This is a genomic window from Vibrio sp. 2017_1457_13 (genome assembly GCF_030851525.1).
Taxonomy (GTDB): domain Bacteria; phylum Pseudomonadota; class Gammaproteobacteria; order Enterobacterales; family Vibrionaceae; genus Vibrio; species Vibrio metschnikovii.
On record NZ_VHTA01000011.1, the window covers coordinates 20752 to 40085 of the forward strand.

The following is a 19334-nucleotide window of genomic DNA, read 5'->3' on the forward strand; positions in this document are numbered from 1 at the left end:
AATCACCCCAATCGTTCAGGTTGGGGTGATTGCGTTTTAGGGATTGACGTTGCGGTTAATCGGGTTTTGTAACGAGATTAAGGTTTCGGTCGATTGCACTTCATCAATCGCTTGTAGCTTATCGATCAATACATACTGTAGCTCTTCAATCGATTTACACATTAATTTGACAAAAATATTGTAAGCGCCCGTCGTGTAGTAAGCTTCAACCACTTCTTCTAACGCATTCAACTTAGCCAGCGCAGAGTGATAATCACGAGCAGCATTAAGATTAATGCCAATGAAACAACACACGTCGTAACCGAGTTTTTTGGTATTGACTACTACTTCAGTGCCTTGGATAACCTCGGCCGCTTTCATTTTCTCGATTCGCACATGAATCGTGGCGGGACTGACCGAAAATTGTTTGGCCATCTCAGCGTAAGGGGTGCGTGCGTCATCCATTAAAATTTTTAAAATGGCGCGATCTAAATCATCTAATTTTGTTGAAGCGGTTTGCATATCCATTCCTAAATTCAGCGTTAGGCGATGGGCCATCTGCCGTTGATAGACCCTTTGGGTTGAAGCGGTAGCGCTATGATTATCCGACTTATTTTATGAGCTAAATAGGTTGGCCTACAGCATCAACTCTGTTGGATATAGCATTATTTACCGTTGCTGCCAACTGTGGTTTGATTCAACGCTTTAAGCGGAACGAGCGGACTTGTGAAAATATCGCGGTTCCGTTGAAAATTCGCTACACTGAGCGCTGTTTTTTCTCTCTGGAGTGACCCTTTGCAGCTACAACTGATATGTGAAGCCCCACAGCGCTCGTCAGAGCTTGAGCAACTGGCGCAGCGCTGGCAACTGACCCATAGTAACGAAAGTGTCTTTGCCTTGGTGTTGACTGAGCAGCGTTTAGAGCTACGTAAAACGGATGAGCCAAAGTTGGGCGCGATCTACGTCGATTGGGTAACCGGTGCTGTCGCTCATCGACGCAAGTTTGGTGGCGGTAAAGGGCAGTCGATAGCCAAAGCGGTTGGGTTAAATAAAGGTATGGTCCCGACGGTATTAGATGCAACCGCTGGCTTAGGTCGAGATGCGTTCGTTCTCGCTTCATTAGGTTGTCGAGTACAAATGGTCGAGCGTCATCCTGTGGTGGCGGCTTTGCTTGACGATGGGTTAGCCCGCGCCAAACAAGACCATGAAATTGGTCCGTGGGTCAGTCAGCGGGTAACGCTGCTCCATGCATCGAGTCATGCGGCTTTGCAGCATTTAGCTCTCGACAGTCAGTTTAAGCAACCGGATGTGGTGTATCTCGATCCTATGTATCCACATCCAGAACATAAGAAAAAAACCGCACTCGTTAAAAAAGAGATGCGAGTTTTTCAATCTCTGGTTGGCGCGGATCATGATGCTGATGGGCTACTGGCTCCCGCATTGCAATTAGCCAGTCAGCGGGTAGTGGTCAAACGGCCGGATTACGCTCCTTGGTTAGCGGAACAAAAACCGAGTATGGCGATTGAAACCAAAAAAAATCGCTTTGATGTTTATGTACTTGCCGCCATGCAAGCAAATAATCGGTAGATTGGAGAAAAAATCGCCTTGCCTTCGTCAATGGTTCGCGGTATATCTAACTGCGAATTATTAGCATTATTAGTCGGAGTTGTGTTTCTTATGGTAAAGCGCCTATGTAAATTAAATCGTCATGATATTCGTGCTTCACTGGGAGACATTCATCGTTTAGTGGCGCAAACCAATTATGTTTGTGGTTCGTGCGCTCGTAGCTCTGCTGAAAAAGGGGCTTTGTGCAAGCCACAGCCATTACTAAAAACGGTTAAGCAGAGTCAAACCGTAGCGGCGTCGGTATCCGGTCAGGTTGAAAATACGGTTTTAACACCGAATAAAAAAACGCTGAAAAAGCAGAAGAAGTATCAGAAAAAATTAGCCAAAGTATTAAAAAAGCAGCGTAAATTACTCAAAAAACAACATGCCATAAACGCAAAATTTGCTCAGTTGCCGGTTCATCCTGCTAATCCGGTACTTCAGTTGGCTCAAGTTCATTAAATCTTCTATCGGGCAGGTTTCCCGCCGTATTGATTAGCGCAGACTGACTGGTTCGTTCTGCGCTTTTTGCGGTTTATTTGCTGAGAGTGGCCGCATATTGTGTCGCGACTCGACGTTTCACCCAAGTTTCGTTTACCCATAATGACAGCAAAATAATCGCGCCGCCCACCGATAAGCGCAACAGATCCGCCTCTCGGTTCCAAATCACGATATTCACCACTAATCCTGCTGGCACTAACGCGTTATTCATGATCGCTAATGCCCCCGCATTCACCAGACAAGCACCTTTGTTCCAAGCAAAATAGCCAAGTCCTGAAGCGATAAGACCAAGATAAATTAGGATACTCCATTGCAATGTGTTGGTGGGGAGTTTCTCCGTATTTCCTAAGAGTAAGAAAGCCACGCTCGCTACCACTAACGCGCCGAGATAAAAATAACCAAATACCGTATGTTGTGATAACTGAACGGGCTCTTTTTCCATGACATATTTATAGCCAACTTGGCCCAGTGCAAAACAGAGGTTGGCCCCTTGCACGACTAAAAAGCCACTTAAAAAATGTTCATTGATCCCTGAGAATTGAATAAATGCTGTACCGATCACGGCAATCGCGGCGGTTAATAAATACCAAGGAGAGAAGCGTCCTTTCAACCCGTCATAAATGAGCGTGACATAAATCGGCGTAAAGATGGTAAACAGCAGCACTTCAGGGACAGAAAGTAACAAAAAGGACTGGTAATAAAAGCAGTACATTAAACCTAACTGAATGCCACCAATCGCCATTAACTTAGCGATCAGAGGCCATGGTACCTGTTTGATTTTTAAGAAAGGTAAAAAAACAAGACTAGCAAGGGCCACTCGCATCCAAACGGAAAACCAAGCATCAACTTGACCGGCAAGATAAACGCCAATCAAGCTGAATGAGAAGGCCCAAAGTAGGGTCACCGCAGATAAGTAAAGCATAAGATGTAATCATGGATAAAACGTGTCTGCAGTGTAGCTGAGTTTTTAAGGCTCGTCAGTCGTTGAGTGGTACTACCAACATGTCCACAGGTGAGCAGTTGATCAGCTGACGAGTGGAGGAAAGGATCTTACTCCAGAAGTCTTGATGATGGCCACACACCACGAGATCAATATTGAACTCGCCAATGGTATCACACAGCTCATTACTCAAATCGCCACTGCCGACTAAGGTGTGCTTAATCGGGTAATTGGCGTAAGTGGCCAATTCTTGTAACTGTTTTTGTGCTGTTTCCATCGAGTGGTGCTGGGTTTCCGCTAAGTTAATATCAATCAATCCCGTATACAGTTCAGCATAATTGACATCGATATGAATAAAAGAGATCTCCGCATTCAGCGGCTTGGCCAGTGCGATGGCTTTATCGATCAAGAGTTTGCTGTCTTCCGACAGATCGACCGCAACCAAAATATGTTGATAACTCATTATGCTCTCTCCTTGCTGATGACATGATTAGGTTAGCACTTTGAGCAAGACATTTTTGCTAAAGTGATCTCATATCTATCGTCACTCGTAATGGTAAAAGCGCAATAAAGCGGGATCATGGTATAGTGATCAGAGTCATAGACCAAACCATTAGGAGTCATCAATGCTTTCACCTGCCATGATTGATCATTTGAATGAGCAAATTAATCTCGAATTTTTTTCATCCAATCTATACTTACAAATGAGTGCTTGGTGTGAAGACAAAGGATTTGAAGGTGCTGCTGAATTTTTACGGGTTCATGCCGTAGAAGAAATGCAGCACATGCAGCGTCTGTTCACTTACGTGAGTGAAACTGGCGCAATGCCAATCCTTGGTGCGATTGCTGCACCGAAACATGATTTTGCCAGCTTAGGGGAAGTGTTTCGTGAAACTTATGAACACGAACAGATGATTACCCAAAAGATCAACAAACTGGCTCATGTTGCGTTTACCGCACAAGATTACTCAACGTTTAACTTCCTTCAGTGGTATGTGGCGGAGCAACATGAAGAAGAGAAGTTGTTTAAAGGGATTTTAGACAAGCTAGAACTGGTCGGCGAAGATGGAAAAGCGTTGTTCTTTATCGATAAAGATCTAGCAGCATTAGCCAAAGCAAGCTCATCGTCGGTAATGGGTGCCCCTGCTGAGTAACCTCAGCAAAAAGAAAAACTGAAGCGCAAGTGGTCGTCTTTTTTTCTGGGCATGCTTACATGAGATGTAGGGAGGAAAGATGATCAGTGGAGATACTATTTTACTTGGGCTCATGATAGTGACGGGCATTAATATCGCTAGATACTTAACCGCGTTACGTTCGCTCATTTATATCATGCGTGAAGCTCATCCATTGTTGTACCAACAAGTAGATGGACGAGGATTCTTTAGCACTCAAGGTAACGTGACCAAGCAAGTTCGTTTGTATCATTACCTGAAGAGCAAAGAGTATCACCACCATCATGATCCCGTCTTTACCGGAAAATGTTCCCGAGTAAGAGAGCTCTTTGTATTGTGCTGCGCTTTAGTTATGGTGACCTCATTGGCGGCTTTTGTTCTCTAAGGGGATGGATTGGCAAGCCAGACGTTTATCGTTAGAATAGTCACCCTAGTAAGGATGTGCTGGTCGCACATCCTTTTTTTATTCCCGTGAGAGTAGTGGATGAGTGAACAAGTAGACGTGATTGTCATTGGTGCTGGTGCCGCAGGGTTAATGTGTGCGGCGCAAGCGGCGCAGCGTGGTCGTCAAGTATTAGTGATGGATCACGCCAAAAAACCGGGCCGGAAAATTTTAATTTCCGGTGGCGGGCGATGTAATTTTACCAATTACGATGTCTCGGCAGCGAACTACTTGTGCCGTAATCCACATTTCGTAAAATCAGCGTTATCCCAGTACAGCAACTGGGATTTTATCTCACTGGTCAGTAAACACGGGATTGAATTTGAAGAGCGTGAACATGGCCAGCTGTTTTGTGTCGATTCAGCGAAAGAGATTGTTAACCTATTACTGGCCGAGTGCGATCAGCCAACGCTGAAGCAGCGCTATCAAGTTGATATCCAAACCATTAGTCAAACCGCGGACGGCTTTGTACTGCAAACCTCACATGGTACTTGGCAGTGTCAATCGCTGGTGATTGCCACTGGAGGGTTGTCGATGCCCAAATTAGGAGCAACCCCGTTTGGTTATAAAGTGGCGGAGCAGTTTGCGATTCCTGTATTGCCAACCTGTGCGGGTTTGGTGCCATTTACTCTGCATGTTGCCGATAAAGAGGCCTTGGCTGAGCTGTCAGGAATTGCGCTGCCGGTTGAGATCCACGCCCGCTGTGGCACCAGTTTTAAAGAAGCCTTGCTGTTTACTCATCGCGGCCTATCAGGGCCTGCGGTGCTGCAAATTTCCTCTTATTGGCAGCCAGGCCAAACTCTGAGCATTAACTTATTGCCTAATGTGGATGTGGATCATGCCTTAGCCGAGGCTCGTGAACAGCACCCTAATCAAACGTTAAAAACGACCTTGTCGCGCTTATTGCCTAAGCGCTTGGTTGAAGTGCTCATTGAGCGTGGTTTATTGGTCGATAAACCGATGAAGCAGTTAACCCCCAGCGCACTCAAACAAACGGCGCAAGTGTTGCAAGAGTGGCAAATTGTCCCTAACGGCACGGAAGGGTATCGCACGGCGGAAGTGACCTTAGGTGGCGTGGATACCGACTGGCTGTCTTCTAAAACCATGGAATGCAAAACCGTACCCGGTCTGTTTTTTGTCGGTGAAGTGATGGACGTGACAGGCTGGCTTGGTGGGTATAATTTCCAATGGGCTTGGTCGAGCGGCTATGTTGCGGGTCAATGGGTGTAATACCTGACCCGCTGCGCTGGTGGGTTTTATGGCCGTGCTTTTCTTGGCTTAGTGCGGGCTGAGAATTTCATTTGCTGAATCACTAATCCGCTAATAATAAACACTAAACCGATAATGGTGGTGGGATGAATGCGCTCACCGATAATGGTCGCCAATAAAATCAAAGAGATAAATGGCGAGGCAAAAATAAGATTACTGATCCGCGCGGTATTTTGAGTACTTTTCAAAGCGCTTAGCCAGAGCACAAAGGTAATTCCCATCTCAAATAAGCCCACATAGCTCACCGCCAGCCAGCCTTGCCATGAAATAGTTAGCCATGAGGCTCCCTCATAAAGGCTTAAACCCATCGCGCAGGGAATAGCAACCAGAAAGCCGAGCAGTAGGCCAACCACCGGATCCGCTTGGTTCTTGGTATTTAAAATCCAATATCCTGCCCATAATAACGTTGAGCATAAAGCCAGAGTGACGCCAAGTGGGCTTTCAAATTGTAATTCCAGTAAGTTGCCTTGAGTGGCAATCACCAATACGCCAAAATAACTTGCTGCGCAGGCGAGCCAATCTTGCTTGCGGATCGTTTGGCCTAGAAATAGCGCCGCCATTAAGGTGAGTGTAATTGCCCAACTGTAGTTAATCGCTTGTGCTTGAGAGGCGGGCAGTAAAGCGTAGGCTTTAAAGAGCAATAAATAATAGGCGAGCGGATTAATCAAACCGAGCAAGCAATAGTAAAACGGATTGGCGATAAAGGTCGGGATAAGCTGTGCCAGTTTACCTTGTAGGCCACAAATGATGGCTAAGGTACAGGCCGAGACGATGCTCGCCATGGTCAGCATTTGAATTGGAGTCAGCTCGGCTAAGGTGAGTTTGAACGCGGTCGCGACCGTTGACCAAAGTAACACGGCGGATAACGCCAGTCCAAGCGCTCGGCGCTCATTCATGCTTCTACTCCTTGCTAATGGTTAGCGACCTTGATTGGCAGCCCGCACTGTGACACGTCATTGTGTGGTTACTTTGTGCAAAGTGCTAATCTACGGTGGAAAAACCAGTCAGTAAACTGGACATTTATCCAGTATCACCATACCATTTTTAATTAAAGTGATAATTGATGAAGTGCTTGATATGCAATGGTTCATGGAACATGCGACGACTTGGCTGGCGGCGCTCTCTGCCGCTGGCGTTGCCGCGATTACCACTGGCTGGTGGGTAAAACAAAAAATGCAGTTCTCACTGCAACTACTAGAGCAGCAATTGGCGAGCGAAGCCCGTTGGCATCAACAACAAAAAACGCAGCTAGAGCAGTCGTTACAACAAGCTCAGCAAGAGTTAGATGAGCTTGATCAGCAGCGTGATAAAGCGGAATTTGAGTTAAAACAAGCGCATGGCAAGATGATGGCGGTGATGGAAAAATTACGCCATTTTGAAGCGATCAAACAAGAGCGTTTGGTTTATGCTGAGCAATTGAACCAGATGCGCGATCTCAAAACTCAATTGGAAGTGCAACTCCATGAGCAGCAAGCCCGACATGAGCAGCAACTCGCGGCCAGTCAAGATAAGCTGCAATTGCTTGAGCGAGCTGAAGAGCGTTTAAAGCAGCAATTTGAGCAACTTGCTAATCAGGTATTTGAACACAAAACTGCAAAAGTTGATGCGCAAAACCAACAGAGTTTAGCTGGGCTGCTTAATCCACTGAAAGAGCAGCTCGAAGGGTTTAAAAAACAGGTCAATGACAGTTTTAACCAAGAAGCGAAAGAGCGGCATACCTTAGTACATGAGCTGCGTAACTTGCAGCAATTGAATGAGCAAATGGCCAAAGAAGCGCTCAACCTCACCCAAGCCTTAAAAGGGGATAATAAGCAGCAGGGCAATTGGGGCGAAGTGGTGCTTGCTCGGGTATTGGCAGAATCAGGTTTGCGCGAAGGGCATGAATATCACACCCAAGTCAGCCTACAAAATTCCGCTGGGAAACGTTATCAACCCGATGTGATCGTCCATTTACCACACAATAAGCAAGTGGTGATTGATTCAAAAATGGCACTGGTGGCTTACGAGCGCTACTTTAATGCCGAGACCGATAGTGAACGCGATCGTGCTCTGCACGACCATTTATCGGCGCTGCGTAATCACCTGAAAGGCTTGAGTCAAAAAGATTATCACCAGTTGAAAGGGCTACACAGTTTAGATTATGTGCTGATGTTTATTCCGGTCGAGCCGGCCTTTCAGGTGGCGATTCAAGCCGATCCAAGCCTAGTCAAAGATGCCCTTGAGCAAAATATTATTTTAGTCAGCCCAACCACTTTATTAGTAGCGCTACGTACCATTGATAACCTCTGGCGTTATGAACGTCAAAATCAAAATGCGCAAGAGATCGCAGAACGAGCCAGTAAATTGTACGATAAGCTGCGTTTGTTCGTAGAAGATATGCAAGGTTTAGGCGGTGCACTGGATCGCGCTAATCAGAGCTATCAATCGGCGATGAATAAACTGGCGACAGGGCGTGGTAATGCGATACGTCAGGCGGAAAGTTTTAAGCTGCTTGGGGTGGAGATTAAACGTTCGATAGCGAGTGAGTTGGTTGAACAAGCGCAGCGTGAATCGGATCCTGATTTTGCGCCTTTACTAGAAAGACATCCCACTGAGGATAAAGTAAACTAATCGTCCGCAGTTGCAGTTTAGGTGTAAGACTGCCCAAGAGGAATAACAATGACGGATATCAGCGTGCAAACCAATACAACAATAGACAATCAAGAAACCACCCATTTCGGTTTTACTACCGTCGCCAAAGACGAAAAAGTCACCAAAGTGGCGCAAGTATTTCATTCTGTCGCTGCCAAATACGACATCATGAATGACATGATGTCTGGTGGTATTCATCGCTTATGGAAGCGTTTTACGATTGATTGTGCGGGTGCGCGTCCTGGACAGAAAATTCTTGATCTCGGCGGTGGTACGGGGGATTTAACTGCCAAGTTTTCGCGTATTGTCGGTGAAAAAGGCCATGTGATCTTAGCGGACATTAATAATTCAATGCTCAATGTGGGCCGTGATAAGCTGCGCGATCGAGGCATTGTCGGTAACGTGCATTATGTGCAAGCTAATGCCGAAGAATTGCCGTTTCCCGATAATTACTTTGACTGCATCACGATCAGTTTTTGTTTGCGTAATGTGACCGATAAAGATCAAGCGCTACGCTCGATGTATCGAGTATTAAAACCGGGTGGTCGTTTACTCGTGCTCGAATTCTCTAAACCTGTCCTTGAACCACTCTCCAAAATATACGATGCCTACTCGTTTCATCTGTTGCCGAAAATGGGCCAGTTGATTGCTAATGACGCAGAAAGTTATCGTTATCTGGCTGAATCGATTCGCATGCATCCTGATCAAGAGACGTTAAAAGGCATGATGGAGAGCGCAGGCTTTGAACAAACCACTTACTATAACCTCACTGGCGGTATTGTCGCTTTACACCGTGGTTACAAATTCTAAGGGGGCTTATGCCGTTTCAATCTTTGATCACTGCGGTGATGGAAACCACGCTCAATACCTTAATTGAGGATGATCCACAACTGCACCGTCGACTTACTCGTTTGAAAGGGCAAGTGATACAGCTGCATATTAAAGAGGTCGATCAAACCTTTACTTTTGTATTCAGTCAGCAAATTGATGTGCTTGGTGCTTATGAAGCTCAGCCCGATTGCTACTTGTCGTTATCATTGACTATTTTGCCTGAGTTGCGTGAGCAGGCCAATATCACGCAACTGATTAAACAAGACAAACTGGTGTTACAAGGCGATATTCAGCTAGCACAAAAATTTGCTCAATTATTGACAGATTGTAAGCCCGATCTTGAAGAGTGGTTATCACGTATTACTGGCGATGTGGTCGCTCATACTGTAGTGCAAGGCATTAAGGATGTGCATCAGCAAGTGACCAGCCACTTTGTCAAACAGCAACATTATGTCGCCCAAGTCCTCACCGAAGAGTGGCGTATTGCTCCTCCGCCATTAGAAATCGCTGATTTTTGTGATCAAGTGGATGAAGTAAAAAGTCATGCCGCTCGTTTAGAAGCCAAATTGCATCAGTTACTGGGAAAAGTATGACTCCTGCAGAAGTTAAGCGTTTATATCGCATCATCAAAGTTCAGCTTGAATATGGTTTAGATGAGCTGATCCCACAACACCAACTAAGCAAAGCGCCATTACTGGCACGTAAAATGTTGTTTTGGATTCGTAATCAACATTCCGATAAGCCTCTGGGTGAACGGCTGCGCCTTGCGTTACAAGAACTTGGTCCAGTGTGGATTAAATTTGGTCAGATGATGTCAACTCGACGAGATTTATTCCCACCGCATATCGCTGATCAATTGGCGATGTTGCAAGACAAAGTTGCTCCGTTTGATGGTGCTTTAGCGCAGCAACATATGGAGCAAGCGCTCGGCGGGCCATTAGATACTTGGTTTGATGAGTTTGATATTGAGCCTTTAGCTTCGGCGTCCATTGCCCAAGTGCATACCGCGAAACTCAAATCTAATGGTCGCGACATTGTTTTGAAAGTGATCCGTCCCGATATTCGCCCCGTTATTGATGCGGATCTAAAACTGATGTACCGCTTAGCGCGTATTATTGCCAAAATGACGCCAGAAGCACGTCGTTTAAAACCGGTTGAAGTGGTACGTGAGTATGAAAAAACCTTACTCGATGAACTGGACCTACGACGAGAAGCCGCCAATGCAATCCAACTGCGTCGTAATTTTGAAAACAGCGAAGAACTGTACGTACCAGAAATCATCACCGATTTTAGTAATAAAACGGTCATGGTCTCTGAACGCATTTATGGTATTCAAGTGTCAGATTTGGCGGGGTTAAAAGCCAACGGCACCAATATGAAACTGTTGGCCGAGCGTGGAGTGACGGTGTTTTTTACCCAAGTATTTCGCGATAGTTTTTTCCATGCAGATATGCATCCGGGTAACGTATTTGTTAATCCTGAACATCCAGAAAATCCGCAATGGATTGGTTTAGATTGCGGGATTGTCGGCACGTTAAATGCTGAAGATAAGCGTTATTTGGCAGAGAATTTTTTAGCATTTTTTAATCGTGATTACCGTAAAGTGGCGCAGTTGCATGTTGACTCAGGATGGGTGCCCTACGATACCAATATCGATGAGTTTGAAGTCGCGATTCGGATTGTTTGTGAGCCGATTTTTGCTAAGCCTTTGTGTGAAATATCGTTTGGTCACGTGTTATTGAATTTGTTTAATACCGCCAGACGGTTTGAAATGGAAGTACAGCCCCAACTGGTATTACTGCAAAAAACGTTATTGTATGTTGAGGGATTGGGTCGTCAGCTTTATCCGCAATTAGATTTGTGGCAAACCGCAAAACCCTTTTTAGAAAAATGGATGCGTAATCAGGTTGGCCCTCAGGCGGTGATTAACGCGGTCAAAGAGAAAGCGCCATTTTGGGCGGAGAAACTCCCAGAATTACCCGAGCTACTCTATGACAGCTTAAAACAGGGGAAAAACCTCAATCTGCGTATGGAGCAGTTTTATCAAGGCTACTGTACATCGAAGCGGCAGCAATCGACCGGGCAGTTTTTATTTGGTGTTGGCGCCACTTTAGTCGTATGCTCTGCTTTATTATTAACCGACTACCCTTCATTAGCGATGGGAGCGGTGATGGCGGGTGCAATTAGTTGGTGGTTAAGCTGGCGAGTGTATCGTCGATAACTTGGATTCACTGAAGAATTCATCATTGTGTAACACATAACCCGAGGTAGAGAAAATGGGTGGTATCAGTATTTGGCAACTGCTTATTATTGCGGTGATCGTTGTTTTATTATTTGGCACTAAGAAATTACGTGGCATAGGCAGTGACTTAGGCAGTGCGGTGAAAGGCTTCAAAAAGGCGATGGCTGAAGAAGAAGATCCGACGAAGAAAGATGCCGATTTTGAGCAGAAAAATCTACAGCAACAGAAAACGGAAAGTACGGCGGAAGCCAAAAAAGACCAAGAGAAGGTGTAAGCTGTGTTTGATATCGGTTTTTGGGAGCTGGTATTGATCTCGGTGGTTGCATTGGTTGTGCTGGGCCCAGAGCGTTTACCTCATGCAATACGCAGTGTGGCTAAGTTTGTTGCTACTGCCAAAGGGATGGCAAATAGCGTCAAAGAAGAGTTGGCCCAAGAGCTAAAGGTGCAGGAACTGCAAGAGCAATTACGTAAAGCGGAGCAAATGGGGATGAAAAATCTATCGCCAGAGCTACAAGAATCCGTCGATACGCTAAAAAAAGCAGCACAGGATGTGCAGCGTTCTTATGGTGCTAATGCTGAGAACATTGTCGAGCCAGACTCGGCTTCTGCGCTGAAACCAACAAATCCGACATCAGACTTAGCTGTGACAAAAAAAACACCCAGCAAAGCGCCAGAGTAAGCCGAACGGTTCGGCTGTACAAAGGCGGTGATTGAGTTGGCGTGGTATCGCGCCACTACAGCGATAGTCTCTTTCAGTGATGAAACCGTCATCAGCTGATACTGATTACTTGTACTCCATATTAACCGAGGTTGTTATGTCATCCGCTGAACAAACCCAGCCGCTCATCGCCCATTTACTTGAATTACGTGACCGTTTATTACGCAGTATTGCGGCGGTGATCGTCGTTTTTATTGGTTTGATTTATTTTTCAAATACGATTTACGAGTTTGTTTCGCGGCCTCTGGTTGAGCGTTTGCCTGCTGGTGCGACGATGATTGCTACCGATGTCGCTTCGCCATTTTTTACGCCACTGAAACTGACGTTAATTGTCGCTATCTTTTTATCGGTGCCGTATATCTTGTATCAAGTTTGGGCGTTTGTTGCCCCTGGTTTGTACAAACATGAGCGCCGGTTGATTTTTCCACTGTTGGTTTCCAGTTCTTTGCTGTTTTATTGTGGTGTTGCCTTTGCTTACTTTGTCGTGTTTCCTTTAGTGTTTGGTTTTTTTACCGCCATTTCGCTGGGGGGCGTACAATTTGCTACCGATATCGCTAGCTATTTAGACTTTGTATTGTCGCTCTTTTTGGCATTTGGTATTGCGTTTGAGGTTCCCGTGGCGATTATTTTGCTGTGTTGGACTGGCGCGACGACACCGAAAGCGCTCAGTGAAAAGCGGCCTTATATTGTGGTCGCCGCTTTTGTGATTGGCATGCTACTCACGCCACCGGATATTATTTCTCAAACCCTATTAGCCATACCTATGTGCTTGTTATTTGAAGTTGGGCTGTTTTTTGCGCGCTTTTACGGCCAGCGAGAGCCGCGTGAGGCGCAAGAGTAATCGCGATATCGCGATGGCTTGGTCGTCGTTGGTTATAACTTAAATAAGGCTTTGGCATTGTTAGTGGTGAATTGGTCGACGTACTCGGTGCTTAGGCCACGTAACTCTGCAATTCGCTCTGCGACTAATCGAGTGTACGCTGGCTCATTACGTTTACCGCGATGCGGCACTGGCGCTAGGTAAGGACAATCGGTTTCTAATACCAGATAGTTCAAATCGAGCGCTGGAATTACTTTATCCATTCCGCCATTTTTAAACGTTGATACTCCGCCTAAACCTAAGTGAAAGCCAAGATCATTGATCGCTTTGGCTTGTTCAATCGTTCCGCCAAAACAATGGAAAACACCGCTTAATTGACCATTTTGCTCTTGCTTGAGTAGGGCTAAGGTTTGATCGATGGAATCACGAGTATGAATGACGATCGGTAAGTTAAGACTTTTTGCCCAGTTCAGTTGGGTAATCAATGCCATCTCTTGTTCGGCTTGATAGGTTTTGTCCCAGTACAAATCAATGCCGATTTCGCCTACGGCAATAAACTCGCGTTGTGTAAACCAGTATTCTATCTGCTCGAGCGTTTGTTTGACGTCGGCGTTTACATAGCAAGGATGCAGGCCCATCATCGATCGGCATAAATCAGGATAAGCCGCTTCGGTAGCGAGCATAGGAGCGATAGAGTCGAGATCGATATTGGGTAACAAAATGTGCTCAATACCTTGTTCAATCGCACGTTGTATCACTTGGTCGCGATCGTGATCAAATTCACTGGCGTAAACATGGGCATGGGTATCAATCATCGTAATCTCTTTATGGTTAGTGGCTGTTGACGCTTCCGAGCTATCGTCAGCGGGATGATATTCGATAAAGAAGCAGTATACGCGAGTGGGCCACGGAGATCATTTTTCGCCTTTTCTTGGATTGAGCCTAGCGCCAAGTGATTAGAGTGATATGATTTCACGACTACACGTTCCAATCACGACCGCGGGTGGTCCTATCACTGCTGTGCGGTTCGACAACTAAGGAGAGTCGAGTGTCTGTATCAATCCAAGGTCAGTTCCCTGGCCGTCGTTTACGCCGTTTACGCAAACATGATTTTAGTCGTCGCTTAGTCGCAGAGCACAGCGTCTCGGTGAATGACTTGATCTATCCGATGTTTATCTTAATGGGTAAAGATCGTCGTGAAGCGGTAGAGTCGATGCCCGGTGTTGAACGTCTATCTATCGATTTGATGTTAGAAGAAGCGCAATATTTAGCGCAATTAGGAATTCCAGCCATCGCCCTGTTTCCGGTCGTGACTCCAGATGCAAAAAGTCTCGATGCTTCAGAAGCCTATAATCCGGATGGATTAGTGCAGCGTGCGGTCAAATTACTGAAAGCGCATGTCCCTCAAATGGGCGTGATTACCGACGTGGCTTTAGATCCTTTTACCACACATGGCCAAGATGGGATCATTGATGAAAGTGGCTATGTGCTCAACGAAGCAACGACCGAGGTGTTGATTAAGCAGGCGTTGTCCCATGCTCAAGCCGGCGCGGATGTTGTCGCACCATCAGACATGATGGATGGACGAATTGGTAAAATTCGTCAAGCACTTGAAGAGGCGGGGCATATCCATACACAGATCATGGCTTATTCGGCGAAATATGCGTCTTGTTACTATGGGCCGTTTCGTGATGCGGTCGGCTCGGCAAGTAATCTCAAAGGGGGCAATAAGAAAAACTATCAGATGGATCCGGCCAACAGTGATGAAGCATTGCATGAAGTCGCGATGGATATTAACGAAGGCGCGGATATGGTGATGGTTAAGCCCGGTATGCCCTATCTTGATGTGGTACGCCGAGTGAAAAGTGAGTTGCAAGTGCCCACTTTTGCTTATCAAGTGTCTGGTGAATATGCGATGCATAAAGCGGCGATCTTAAATGGTTGGCTTAAAGAACGTGAAACCGTTATGGAGTCACTATTGTGCTTTAAGCGCGCTGGAGCCGACGGCATTTTGACCTATTTTGCTAAACAAGTCGCCGAATGGTTAGCCGATGATCACGCTCAAGCGGCGAAGCATTTGCGTCAGAAAGCCACCTCAAAATAAAAGCTACCTCACACTCACAATAAAAACTATCCCACAATAAAAGTGGGGTAGATCAACAAATGAGATTTTTTCTCATTTGAGTGTTGACATTAAGATGAGAACGATTATTATTAACCTTGTCTTAGGGGATAAGTCGAGTTCAACAACAGACCTGCTGATTATGTTAGCTTTATCTATTGCTAGCGGATAAGCAGAGGTTATTGGGTAACACAGATTCTTTTTGACACGACATTGCTCACATTGCTTCCAGTGTAATATTTAGCTTTTTGGGGAGTTGATTTTACCATTAGCTTCACCAGCATACGGCTAGGCGACATCTTCGGGTGTCGCTTTTTTTATGCTATGAGTTCGGCAAGTCAATCTGTCACATGAGTAGATTTTACTCAATGACGTCAGCAAGCTCGGGTGAGACTGTTGTAATTGTAATCAGCTAATTTCGAGCGGGATCTCAGCGTGAGCAAAAGGACAGCAAGTATCTTTTCCACAATGGATGATCGTTAAAGGATCATTGCTGTCTTTGTTGATCTGGATTAAATTCCTTAAATATCAGTAACTTTAATTTTGATTGGCAGTGGTAAAAAGAGAGTGATAGCGGTGTGGATAAAATCTATGAACAGACTTATCCACAGATGAAGGGGAGGCAGAACCGATCTCGGTGCACGCTTAGGCAACGAGTCAGCTTGATCAGCATGGAAACCAAGCAGCAGTCATGGCATCCTAGGCGCTTATTGTTTCTGTTCGGATAGCAAAACTATGGCTCGTATCCCTGATAACCCCCTCATTTTGATCGATGGCTCCTCTTATTTATACCGCGCGTTTCACGCCTACCCAGGCACCATGACCAATGGTGAGATCCCGACCAATGCGGTGTATGGGGTCGTCAATATGTTGCGTGCCATGATGCGTCAATTTGCTTCAGAGCGCATGGCCGTGATTTTCGATGCGAAGGGTAAAACCTTTCGTGATGACATGTACGATCAGTATAAAGCTCATCGCCCTCCGATGCCGGATGATCTAAGGTGTCAAATTGAACCTTTGCATCAGATTATTCGTGCAATGGGTTTACCGCTGATTTCGATTGAAGGTGTGGAAGCGGATGATGTGATCGGTACCTTAGCGGCGCAAGCATCGCAAGCGGGAATGCCAGTGCTGATCAGTACCGGCGATAAAGATATGGCGCAATTAGTCAACGATCATGTCACTTTGATTAACACCATGACCAATGTCGTCATGGATCGCGAAGGGGTGATTGAAAAATTTGGTATTCCGCCTGAGTTGATCATCGATTATCTCGCTTTGATGGGCGATAAAGTCGATAACATTCCTGGCGTTCCCGGTGTGGGTGATAAAACCGCGACCGCCTTGTTACAAGGGATTGGTGGCCTTGAGGCGTTATATGCCAATTTAGATAAAATTGCGGAGTTAGGTTTCCGTGGTTCAAAAACCATGGCCAAGAAGCTGGAAGAAAATCGTGACAATGCTTGGTTATCTTATCAGTTAGCCACGATTAAGCTCGATGTTGCATTGGATCACACGCCGCAGTCTTTATTGAAAACCACTCCCGACTGCGACGCCTTAATTGCGCTGTATGGAAAAATGGCGTTTAAATCTTGGTTAACGGAACTCTTAGACGGCGGTAATGGCGTGGTTGAAGCTCGTGAACCTATCACCCAGCGAGAAGTGGCCTCTGGCCAAGCGCACACGGTGATGAGTGAGCACTCAGCGGTAACGATTGATCGCAGTCAGTACCAGACGATCCTTGATGAACAGAGTTTTGCGATATGGTTAGCCAAGCTCAAACAAGCCGAAGTGTTTGCGTTTGATACGGAAACAGACAGTCTCGATTATATGGTCGCTAATTTGGTGGGTCTCTCGTTTGCCGTAGCAGAAGGAGAGGCGGCGTATGTGCCCGTTGGGCATGACTATCTTGATGCGCCTCAGCAGCTGGACCGTGATTGGGTACTGGCGCAGCTAAAACCGCTATTAGAAGATCCTCAATTGGCTAAAGTTGGTCAAAATCTGAAATACGACGCCAGTGTTGTGGCGCGTTATGGGATAACGATGCGTGGCATTGCTCATGATACGATGCTGGCTTCTTATGTCTATAACAGCGTTGGTGGTAAGCAGGATATGGATAGCTTAGCGCTACGTTTTTTACAACATAGCTGTATTTCTTTTGAGCAAGTGGCTGGTAAGGGCAAAAATCAACTGACCTTCAATCAAATCGATCTTGAACAGGCTGCGCCATACGCCGCGGAAGATGCCGATGTGACACTAAGGTTACACCATCGTTTACAAGCTTTGCTTGAAGCGGATGCGCCGCTATTCGCTGTTTATCGTGATATTGAGGTGCCATTAGTGCCGGTGTTATCACGTATGGAGCGCACAGGCGTATTGATTGACGATCAATTACTGGCGATTCAATCTCAAGAAATTGCCCAGCGTTTGGTTGAGCTCGAGCGCAAAGCCTATGAGCTGGCTGATCAAGAATTTAATTTAAGCTCACCAAAGCAATTACAAACGATTTTGTTTGAGCAGATGAAGTTACCTGTGGTGAAAAAAACGCCATCAGGTACGCCATCGACTAACGAAGAAGTGCTACAAGAATTGGCGTTAGATTATCCGTTACCAGCGGTGATCCTTGAATACCGTGGATTGGCTAAATTAAAGTCGACCTACACAGACAAGCTACCAAAGATGATCAACCCAACAACTGGGCGGGTGCACACTTCTTATCATCAAGCGGTAACGGCGACAGGACGTTTGTCTTCAACCGATCCAAACTTACAAAATATTCCGATCCGCAATCAAGAAGGACGTCGTATTCGTCAGGCCTTTATTGCTCCAGCGGGCTGGAAAATCATGGCAGTCGACTACTCACAGATTGAATTACGAATCATGGCTCATTTGTCTGGCGATCCTGCGTTGCTGGACGCTTTCCAGCAAGGCAAGGATATCCATACCGCGACGGCAGCAGAAATCATTGGCGTGAGTATTGATCAGGTAACCAGTGAGCAGCGTCGTCGCGCCAAAGCGGTCAACTTCGGATTGATTTATGGCATGAGCGCCTTTGGTCTTGCTAAGCAACTCGGTATTCCTCGCTCTGAAGCTCAGCATTATATGGACAAATATTTTGAACGTTATCCGGGTGTGCTGCGTTATATGGAAGAGACGCGCAGTATGGCGGCAGAGCAAGGGTATGTGGAAACGCTCTTTGGTCGTCGTTTGCATTTACCTGAAATTCAATCACGGAATGGCATGCGTCGTAAAGCCGCTGAGCGGGCGGCGATCAATGCACCGATGCAAGGTACTGCCGCTGATATCATTAAAAAAGCGATGCTATTAGTGGATAATTGGATCGAGACAGAGGGGCAAGGACGCGTAAAACTGTTAATGCAAGTACACGATGAACTGGTTTTTGAAGTGCAAGAGTCAGCTTTATCCGAAATTGAAAGTAAAGTACAAGAATTGATGGAATCTGCTGCCCAACTTAACGTGCCGTTAGTGGCTGATGCTGGTCACGGAAACAACTGGGATGAAGCCCATTAACGTCGATTTAGCATAAAATCAATCAATTATTCTAGCCAGCGTCTTATCGCTGGCTTTTTTTTAATCGAAAAAAATTGAGTGATTTTCAAGTGTTTATGTATTTTAATAAAATTTTAATGAAAAAAAACTACAAAAACTATTTTCATTTATGACCAGTTGCTGTAGATTTAATTCCGTAGGGTACAGAGGTAAGATGTTCTATCTTTCAGACCTTTTGTTTCACGTTATTGGATTAGGCTGATTCAGCCGCCCCAGTCGATTATTGACTGGGGCGTTTTTTATTGTGCGCTTCCCATCTTTTTATCTCTCGTATCATCAATCTTCGCGGCTGAAATCTGGTCGATTATTTCGGCTAAGCAGCGCCTCAATATAAAGCTGATTGACGATGGTTTTTGATCAGTATTGTCATTAAACGTCATTCACACTTTCGATTCTTTTTAGCGGAAAATCAAGTCTATAGCATGGTGGTTTTTTTTGATTTAATTTATTGATTAATAAATTAAAAATGGCGATATGTTTTGTGGTGTTGAA

Annotated in this window: 19 protein-coding genes; 14 read left to right on the forward strand and 5 right to left on the reverse strand. The window is 45.6% G+C overall.

Features of this window, described 5'->3' with window-relative positions; translation table 11 throughout:
* Positions 1–36: 36 nt before the first annotated feature.
* Positions 37–501 (reverse strand): transcriptional regulator AsnC, encoded by a 465-nt coding sequence (asnC, locus tag FKN88_RS15055; protein ID WP_004393858.1) that lies wholly within the window; start codon positions 499–501, stop codon positions 37–39.
* 273 nt (positions 502–774) lie between these two features.
* Between asnC and FKN88_RS15060 the strand changes: the two genes are divergently transcribed.
* Positions 775–1566, forward strand: coding sequence for a class I SAM-dependent methyltransferase (locus FKN88_RS15060; protein WP_154169753.1), 792 nt, complete (start codon positions 775–777; stop codon positions 1564–1566).
* Positions 1567–1656: 90 nt separating this feature from the next.
* Positions 1657–2046 carry a hypothetical protein gene (locus FKN88_RS15065; RefSeq protein ID WP_154169755.1) on the forward strand — a complete coding sequence of 130 codons (390 nt, stop codon included), beginning with the start codon at positions 1657–1659 and terminating at the stop codon, positions 2044–2046.
* Between the two features lie 73 nt (positions 2047–2119).
* Here the strand turns inward: FKN88_RS15065 and FKN88_RS15070 are convergent, their stop codons facing one another.
* Together FKN88_RS15070 and uspA are read right to left on the reverse strand one after the other, a co-directional pair.
* Positions 2120–3007: a carboxylate/amino acid/amine transporter gene (locus FKN88_RS15070; RefSeq protein ID WP_154169756.1), complete on the reverse strand. Its 888-nt coding sequence runs from the start codon at positions 3005–3007 to the stop codon at positions 2120–2122.
* 55 nt (positions 3008–3062) lie between these two features.
* Complete coding sequence (gene uspA, locus FKN88_RS15075) at positions 3063–3488, reverse strand: universal stress protein UspA (RefSeq protein WP_154169758.1); 426 nt, start codon at positions 3486–3488, stop codon at positions 3063–3065.
* 163 nt (positions 3489–3651) lie between these two features.
* Here uspA and ftnA point away from each other — a divergent pair, with 163 nt between their 5' ends.
* The 3 genes from ftnA to FKN88_RS15090 all read left to right on the forward strand — a co-directional run bounded on the left by ftnA (position 3652) and on the right by FKN88_RS15090 (position 5869).
* Entirely contained in the window at positions 3652–4179 is a 528-nt protein-coding gene (gene ftnA / locus FKN88_RS15080; RefSeq protein ID WP_040903570.1) for a non-heme ferritin, read from the forward strand.
* A 79-nt stretch (positions 4180–4258) separates the two neighbouring features.
* Positions 4259–4582 (forward strand): universal stress protein UspB, encoded by a 324-nt coding sequence (gene uspB / locus FKN88_RS15085; RefSeq protein ID WP_040903572.1) that lies wholly within the window; start codon positions 4259–4261, stop codon positions 4580–4582.
* A 99-nt stretch (positions 4583–4681) separates the two neighbouring features.
* Positions 4682–5869 (forward strand): NAD(P)/FAD-dependent oxidoreductase, encoded by a 1188-nt coding sequence (locus FKN88_RS15090; protein ID WP_306687631.1) that lies wholly within the window; start codon positions 4682–4684, stop codon positions 5867–5869.
* Between the two features lie 26 nt (positions 5870–5895).
* Here FKN88_RS15090 and FKN88_RS15095 read toward each other — a convergent pair whose 3' ends face one another.
* Positions 5896–6804 carry a DMT family transporter gene (locus tag FKN88_RS15095; protein ID WP_161429597.1) on the reverse strand — a complete coding sequence of 303 codons (909 nt, stop codon included), beginning with the start codon at positions 6802–6804 and terminating at the stop codon, positions 5896–5898.
* A 181-nt stretch (positions 6805–6985) separates the two neighbouring features.
* Here FKN88_RS15095 and rmuC point away from each other — a divergent pair, with 181 nt between their 5' ends.
* The 7 genes from rmuC to tatC all read left to right on the forward strand — a co-directional run bounded on the left by rmuC (position 6986) and on the right by tatC (position 13171).
* Positions 6986–8518, forward strand: a complete 1533-nt coding sequence (gene rmuC, locus FKN88_RS15100) for a DNA recombination protein RmuC (protein ID WP_306687632.1) — start codon at positions 6986–6988, stop codon at positions 8516–8518.
* 48 nt (positions 8519–8566) lie between these two features.
* Positions 8567–9349 (forward strand): bifunctional demethylmenaquinone methyltransferase/2-methoxy-6-polyprenyl-1,4-benzoquinol methylase UbiE, encoded by a 783-nt coding sequence (ubiE, locus tag FKN88_RS15105; protein WP_154169764.1) that lies wholly within the window; start codon positions 8567–8569, stop codon positions 9347–9349.
* An 8-nt stretch (positions 9350–9357) separates the two neighbouring features.
* Positions 9358–9963 carry an SCP2 domain-containing protein gene (locus tag FKN88_RS15110; RefSeq protein WP_306687633.1) on the forward strand — a complete coding sequence of 202 codons (606 nt, stop codon included), beginning with the start codon at positions 9358–9360 and terminating at the stop codon, positions 9961–9963.
* The gene (ubiB, locus tag FKN88_RS15115; RefSeq protein WP_217542723.1) at positions 9960–11591 is read left to right on the forward strand and encodes a ubiquinone biosynthesis regulatory protein kinase UbiB; all 1632 of its coding nucleotides are present in this window, start codon (positions 9960–9962) and stop codon (positions 11589–11591) included. Before FKN88_RS15110 ends, ubiB begins: the two co-directional genes overlap by 4 nt.
* 55 nt (positions 11592–11646) lie before the next feature.
* Positions 11647–11886, forward strand: coding sequence for a Sec-independent protein translocase subunit TatA (gene tatA, locus FKN88_RS15120; protein WP_004393899.1), 240 nt, complete (start codon positions 11647–11649; stop codon positions 11884–11886).
* Positions 11887–11889: 3 nt separating this feature from the next.
* On the forward strand, positions 11890–12291 hold the full coding sequence (gene tatB, locus FKN88_RS15125; RefSeq protein ID WP_154169770.1) for a Sec-independent protein translocase protein TatB: 402 nt from the start codon (positions 11890–11892) through the stop codon (positions 12289–12291).
* Positions 12292–12427: 136 nt separating this feature from the next.
* The gene (tatC, locus tag FKN88_RS15130; protein WP_154169772.1) at positions 12428–13171 is read left to right on the forward strand and encodes a twin-arginine translocase subunit TatC; all 744 of its coding nucleotides are present in this window, start codon (positions 12428–12430) and stop codon (positions 13169–13171) included.
* 32 nt (positions 13172–13203) lie between these two features.
* Here the strand turns inward: tatC and FKN88_RS15135 are convergent, their stop codons facing one another.
* Entirely contained in the window at positions 13204–13965 is a 762-nt protein-coding gene (locus FKN88_RS15135) for a TatD family hydrolase (protein ID WP_154169774.1), read from the reverse strand.
* Positions 13966–14198: 233 nt separating this feature from the next.
* Here FKN88_RS15135 and hemB point away from each other — a divergent pair, with 233 nt between their 5' ends.
* Together hemB and polA are read left to right on the forward strand one after the other, a co-directional pair.
* Positions 14199–15254, forward strand: a complete 1056-nt coding sequence (gene hemB / locus FKN88_RS15140) for a porphobilinogen synthase (protein WP_154169776.1) — start codon at positions 14199–14201, stop codon at positions 15252–15254.
* A 753-nt stretch (positions 15255–16007) separates the two neighbouring features.
* Complete coding sequence (gene polA, locus FKN88_RS15145) at positions 16008–18803, forward strand: DNA polymerase I (protein WP_154169778.1); 2796 nt, start codon at positions 16008–16010, stop codon at positions 18801–18803.
* The last annotated feature ends 531 nt before the right edge of the window (positions 18804–19334 follow it).